The organism is Klebsiella sp. HN106 (genome assembly GCF_051209435.1).
GTDB classification, from domain to species: domain Bacteria; phylum Pseudomonadota; class Gammaproteobacteria; order Enterobacterales; family Enterobacteriaceae; genus Klebsiella; species Klebsiella oxytoca.
The window spans coordinates 1-6,090 of sequence record NZ_JBLURD010000040.1 but is presented as its reverse complement, the minus strand read 5'-3'; the positions used below and the strand labels follow the sequence as shown (position 1 = coordinate 6,090).

The following is a 6,090-nucleotide window of genomic DNA, read 5'->3' as shown; positions in this document are numbered from 1 at the left end:
CAGGCCTCAGCATTTTATTATGGTGATCCCCTGGGCGAAATGCGCCTGGTAAGCAGAGTTTTTGAAATGTAAGGCCTTTGAATAAGACAAAAGGCTGCCTCATCGCTAACTTTGCAACAGTGCCCATCGAACCGCATGTGCCGGTGTGGGACAAGACCGAGCGCAAGGACGACAGCCTCTCCAGTAACGACTTTCACTGGAGTCAGGACGCCAATGAATATCGCTGCCCAGCCGGCAAACCGCTACGCAGTGAATGGCGCGCCTTCACCCAGCAAAGGTCGCGGGTAACTAAGGCCAAAACCGTCATTTACCGCTCCAGCCAAACCGACTGCGCCACCTGCCCGTTGAAAGCGAAATGCTGCCCCAACACGCCGAATCGGAAGATCGTCCGCAGCATCCATGAGGCTGCCCGCGACGTGGCTCGACGCATCGCCAAGACACCGGAGTACCTCGTCTCTCGCTGCGAACGAAAGAAGGTGGAGATGCTTTTCGCCCACCTCAAACGGATCATGAAACTCGACCGTTTACGACTGCGTGGCCTAACGGGTGCCACTGACGAATTCACCTTGGCTGCGATGGTGCAGAACCTGCGCCGCATGGCCAAGCTTTTGCCTCAAGGGCCACCGCTGACGGGATAGGTATGCCTGCTACGAGCAGAAACCCTCAAATTAACCCTTAAACCTGAGCAAGGACGCTCAGTGAAACGCCGGAAGGCAACTTGAAGTGGCTTGCAGCCACTTCGACAGCAGGCACACCTGATCGGCAGGCTGCCGCTAAAGCTACTTTTTCAACAGAATCGGCCGATTTGTGCCGGTCGTCAAGGACCGCTTCGGATCACTCTCAACCGGATCGCGGGCCAGCTGATTTGCTAAAACCCGCGCCAAACTCAACGAAGGATTTCGCATGATCCGTTTTTTTTGGCGATCACGCTCGGCCTGATGGTTGGCTGCTCGTCGAGTTCAAGTTCGATCTGATCAGTGAGCGGTAGCGCAAGTGGATCGCCTCAGCCAAGCAGCGTTGTTGCCGGCGGCCGGAAGAAAGCCTTGAACTAGTAGCGGAAAGGATGAAACTTTATTTTTACGATTCTCAGCATTTTCCAAGGTTGAGCGAAAATTAGGATGATACTTTAATGATTCCGGCCTCCATCCCCACAAAACGCTTGCAGATGGCAGAATTGAAATAAGTCATTGTTTTAAATGGATTTTTGCAGGAATTGCTACGTTGCAGGGTCCTGTAGTTAGGATGACACTTTATTTTCCTCCCACAACTACTATAATGGATATCGCGGTGTTGTCGTCGCGCGTCCTGGCTACCGCTTCTATCGAGGATACTGGTTTCCGCCCGCAGCCTTCGCTGCCGGCGTGATCGTCGGCCGAACGCTGGCCCATCCCGTGCCACCGGCGCGCCGTCTGACCGCCGCCCATTAGGTATAGTGTTTTGCAGTTTAGAGGAGATATCGCGATGCATACGCGGAAGGCAATAACGGAGGCGCTTCAAAAACTCGGAGTCCAAACCGGTGACCTCTTGATGGTGCATGCCTCACTTAAAGCGATTGGTCCGGTCGAAGGAGGAGCGGAGACGGTCGTTGCCGCGTTACGCTCCGCGGTTGGGCCGACTGGCACTGTGATGGGATACGCGTCGTGGGACCGATCACCCTACGAGGAGACTCTGAATGGCGCTCGGCTGGATGACGAAGCCCGCCGTACCTGGCTGCCGTTCGATCCCGCAACAGCCGGGACTTACCGTGGGTTCGGCCTGCTGAATCAATTTCTGGTTCAAGCCCCCGGCGCGCGGCGCAGCGCGCACCCCGATGCATCGATGGTCGCGGTTGGTCCGCTGGCTGAAACGCTGACGGAGCCTCACGAACTCGGTCACGCCTTGGGGGAAGGATCGCCCGTCGAGCGGTTCGTTCGCCTTGGCGGGAAGGCCCTGCTGTTGGGTGCGCCGCTAAACTCCGTTACCGCATTGCACTACGCCGAGGCGGTTGCCGATATCCCCAACAAACGGTGGGTGACGTATGAGATGCCGATGCTTGGAAGAGACGGTGAAGTCGCCTGGAAAACGGCATCGGATTACGATTCAAACGGCATTCTCGATTGCTTTGCTATCGAAGGAAAGCCGGATGCGGTTGAAACTATAGCAAATGCTTACGTGAAGCTCGGTCGCCATCGAGAAGGTGTCGTGGGCTTTGCTCAGTGCTACCTGTTCGACGCGCAGGACATCGTGACGTTCGGCGTCACCTATCTTGAGAAGCATTTCGGAACCACTCCGATCGTGCCTCCGCACGAGGCCGTCGAGCGCTCTTGCGAGCCTTCAGGTTAGAGGCCGTCGACAATGATAATCTGGATCAACGGACCTTTCGGCGCCGGAAAGACGACGCTCGCTAAGCGGCTGCGCGATCGGCGTTCCAAATCGCTGATCTTTGACCCCGAGGAAATCGGGTTCGTGGTGAAAGAAACGGTCCCCATGCCAGCGAGCGGAGACTATCAGGATCTCCCCTTGTGGAGGGGACTTACGATCGCGGCGGTCAGGGAGATTCGAAGGAATTACTCGCAGGACATCATCATCCCAATGACGCTCGTGCACCCGGACTATCTGACTGAGATACTCGACGGGGTAAGGCGGATCGACGATCAGCTGCTGCACATCTTTCTGACGCTCAACGAGGACCTATTGCGTCACCGGATCGCGAACCAGACCATGCATCCTGACCCGAATCGAAATGCGGAGATTCGAGAGTGGCGATTAGCGAATGTCGCCCGATGCTTGGCCGCAAGGGAACGGCTTCCATGCACAACCCGTGTTCTCGATAGTGGTGCACACACCAGCGATGAACTCGCAGCGATGGTGCTCGACGGAATCGATGGGCGCACCTGATCGCCTTCGACGCCTGCGCAAAGCGTAGCGCGAGGGTGGCGGGCTCACGACCAAACGCCCAGAGGTCGATCATCGCAGGGATGTTTGGCTTTGTGGTGCGGACGACGGGACTCGAACCCGTACTCTCACAGAGAAGCAGATTTTCGTACCACCTCGACTTTCGCCGCCGTCTGATGACGTTCGTGGTCTGGACTGTCCCTTCGCCATTGCCCGAAGGCTTTAGGCGCCGCCCGTCCAGTCTCTACACCTTCCCCCGAAGGGGCTTGGCTCGGGATTGGCTTAGGGTATTGCCCGTTAGCGTTCCCCGACTTTGAGCGGTTCTACTCCGCGGATTTCCCCGCGGGCACTCCAATTTTAAAGTCTGCTGCGTCTACCGATTTCGCCACGTCCGCCTTTTTTCGCCGTTCCTAGCGCTCGTGCGATGCACCTATGTTGCACCTAGCGCCGAATCGTTCTTCGTCATCCTGAAAAACCACGTCTCCTAAAGCCTTGCATAGCTTATCTTTTCTCCACCACGAACTTTTTTGTGGGATGGTAGAAAAAAAGACTTTTTAAGTCCGCTGGCTTGCCAGGCCTTGTTAGCTTGTACGGTCATGGTTATCGGGTAAAGAATATTGACGGCATCGCTGGTGTCGGTGGCTGAAAAGCCGGCTCCCATCAGGGCAATAGCCATTTCAGATGCAGGCGTACAGGGCAATGGTCAACAGCTACAGCCTGTCTGACGATTCCGGCGTCATGGCTGCGGCGGCTATCACGCATTTTTTGTTCGGTCAGGCGGTGTTTTCGTACCTCAATGGTTGGAGCGTGTTGATCGGACCTGGTACAGGTTTGGACAGCACGGGCTGCAAATACGCAAGGGATTTAATGGGCCTGGTGGCGTTCACGGCTTTTATCGTGACGTTTCTGTTCAGGGGCTACTCATAATCTCGTGGCTCGGCGGTTCCCGGCACACCATGACAGTAAGGAAGGACCCTGTGTCTCAACTCTCCCAGCTTCGAAGCCCCGCCGCCGTGCAGGCTGCCATCGATGAGTTCGTGCAACTGGGCCGCACGAAATTCCTGGCGCGCCACGGCTACGGCAAGTCCCGCGACTTCCTGGTACGTGATCCGAAGACCGGCACCGATTGCGATTCCAAGGCCATCGCCGGTGTGGCCTTCGGCAAGCAATTTCCCGAGCAGGGCCCGCTCACTGCTGACAGCTTCTCCGGTGGCGAGGCGACCGTCGTTCCGGCGCTGACGCGGCTCGGGTTTCGCATCATTCGCATCGGCGAAGACTGGTCCGAAGAAGAGGTCCTGGCCACGGTCGAAGACTATTTCGACATGCTGCGTGCCGAGGCGGCTGGGGAGCCGTACAACAAGTCCGAGCACAACCAGGCACTGCGCCAACTGCTGAACGGTCGCAGCAAGTCTTCAGTCGAGCTCAAGCACCAGAACATTAGCGCCGTACTCGATGCCCTGGGCCTGCCCTATATCAACGGCTACAAGCCACGCGGCAACAGCCAACTGCTGCTGCGTAAATCCGTACACGCCTACGTTCTGGAACATCAGCAGACGGTCGGCGCTCTTGTCGATGCCCTGGAGGAGGTAAAACTTCCGGGTGACAAAACCTACCGAGCGGCTTTGGTAGAACCACCCGCCCGTGAAGTGCTTGTGCGTACCCCGGCATCTCTACGGCAACGCCTACCGCGAAAGTTCGATTATGCCGCTCGCGATGAAGCCAACCGCAAGCTGGGCCGGGCAGGGGAGCAGTGGGTGATTGGCTACGAACAGCAACGCCTGACCGAGCTCGGCCACCCAGAGCTTTTTCAGCGGCTGGATTGGGTGTCCGACACCCAGGGAGACGGTGCGGGGTTCGACATCCTGTCGTTCGAAGAGGACGCCCATGAGCGCTTCATCGAGGTGAAAACCACCAATGGCGGGGTAGGCTCGTCTTTCTTGGTCAGCCACAACGAACTCGAATTCTCCAAGGAGGCGGGCGATCAATTCCATCTGTATCGCGTGTTCCAGTTTCGGGACGGTCCGCGCCTGTTCACGCTACCCGGCGACCTCAGCCAACATGTGCATCTCAAGCCGACGGACTACCGGGCGAGTTTCCGGAGTTTGGTGGGGTAAAGGCAGGGTTCTGTTGAGCCGAATGGCTGTGTGCGGCCGATTCTGTTGAAAAAGTAGCGGCCTCCCCATGCCGTTGGCAAAATTGCTTTGTCAGCGAGCGTGGGGGCGAACAGCATGATGGGACAGTTACCGGGAGGACAGCAGCGCCTGTTCTACTCGTTCAATCTGGAAGATCACGTCCCGGCCCAACATCTCCTGCGCAGCATCGACCAGTGCTTGGATCTCAGTGATCTACGTGCCTACCTGGCAGATTTCTATAGCCCCATCGGGCGTCCCTCGATTGACCCGGAGTTGATGGTGCGCATGCTGGTCGTCGGCTACTGCTATGGCATTCGTTCCGAGCGGCGATTGTGCGAAGAGGTGCACCTGAACCTGGCCTATCGCTGGTTCTGCCGGTTGGGTCTGGAAGACGAAGTCCCCAATCACTCGACCTTCTCGAAGAATCGCCATGGGCGTTTTCGTGACAGCGATCTATTCCGCTGGTTATTCAATGAGGTGCTGCGGCGCTGCATGGCAGCCGGCCTAGTCAAGGGTGAAGGTTTCGCCGTCGACGCCAGCATCATTAAGGCGGATGCCAGCCGGCAACGTGGGGTGGCGGGAGATGAGGTCGATTGGAACGATCCAAAGCTCAGCAGCCGCGCAGTGCGCGAGTACCTCGAAGCCCTTGATGAAGAGGCGCTGGCTGAGGCTCTTCCCAAGAAAATTTCGCTCACTGATCCTCAGTCCCGTTGGACAGCAGCGCCAGGTGGCCCGGCCTTTTTTGCCTACTCCACGAATTACCTGATCGACACTGAGCACGGTGTGATCATGGACGTGGAAGCTACCCCGGCGCACCGTACCGCCGAAGTCGATTCGACTAGGACGATGGTCGAGCGTGTCGAGGCGCAGTTCGATCTCACACCGGAACGCCTTATCGGCGATACCGCTTATGGCACCGCCCCGATGCTGGCCTGGATGGTCGAAGAAAAGGACATCGAACGGCACTGTTGCAAATAGTCGGTGGTGATAAACTTATCATCCCCTTTTGCTGATGGAGCTGCACATGAACCCATTCAAAGGCCGGCATTTTCAGCGTGACATCATTCTGTGGGCCGTACGCTGG

Annotated in this window: 6 protein-coding genes and 2 pseudogenes; 7 read left to right on the top strand and 1 reads right to left on the bottom strand. The window is 57.3% G+C overall.

The window, feature by feature from the left end; all coding sequences use genetic code 11:
• The 4 genes and pseudogenes from ACSIPU_RS29925 to ACSIPU_RS29910 all read left to right on the top strand — a co-directional run.
• Positions 1-72: hypothetical protein (locus ACSIPU_RS29925; RefSeq protein WP_032414367.1), on the top strand; the 72-nt coding region annotated here is incomplete at its 5' end.
• A gap of 53 nt (positions 73-125) precedes the next feature.
• Positions 126-638: pseudogene (locus ACSIPU_RS29920) on the top strand (transposase); the annotation flags it as partial.
• Positions 639-1,461: 823 nt separating this feature from the next.
• Entirely contained in the window at positions 1,462-2,322 is an 861-nt protein-coding gene (aac(3)-IId, locus tag ACSIPU_RS29915) for an aminoglycoside N-acetyltransferase AAC(3)-IId (RefSeq protein WP_000557454.1), read from the top strand.
• A 12-nt stretch (positions 2,323-2,334) separates the two neighbouring features.
• Positions 2,335-2,877: an AAA family ATPase gene (locus tag ACSIPU_RS29910; RefSeq protein WP_000587837.1), complete on the top strand. Its 543-nt coding sequence runs from the start codon at positions 2,335-2,337 to the stop codon at positions 2,875-2,877.
• Between the two features lie 481 nt (positions 2,878-3,358).
• Here ACSIPU_RS29910 and ACSIPU_RS29905 read toward each other — a convergent pair whose 3' ends face one another.
• Positions 3,359-3,550, bottom strand: a complete 192-nt coding sequence (locus ACSIPU_RS29905; RefSeq protein ID WP_000951934.1) for a hypothetical protein — start codon at positions 3,548-3,550, stop codon at positions 3,359-3,361.
• Positions 3,551-3,573: 23 nt separating this feature from the next.
• Here ACSIPU_RS29905 and ACSIPU_RS29900 point away from each other — a divergent pair, with 23 nt between their 5' ends.
• The 3 genes and pseudogenes from ACSIPU_RS29900 to ACSIPU_RS29890 form a co-directional block, all read left to right on the top strand.
• Positions 3,574-3,801: a hypothetical protein gene (locus tag ACSIPU_RS29900; RefSeq protein ID WP_000248278.1), complete on the top strand. Its 228-nt coding sequence runs from the start codon at positions 3,574-3,576 to the stop codon at positions 3,799-3,801.
• Positions 3,802-3,851: 50 nt separating this feature from the next.
• The gene (locus tag ACSIPU_RS29895; RefSeq protein ID WP_000080860.1) at positions 3,852-4,988 is read left to right on the top strand and encodes a DUF3883 domain-containing protein; all 1,137 of its coding nucleotides are present in this window, start codon (positions 3,852-3,854) and stop codon (positions 4,986-4,988) included.
• Between the two features lie 114 nt (positions 4,989-5,102).
• Positions 5,103-5,972, top strand: a pseudogene (locus ACSIPU_RS29890) (IS1182-like element ISCfr1 family transposase); the annotation flags it as partial.
• Between the last annotated feature and the right edge of the window lie 118 nt (positions 5,973-6,090).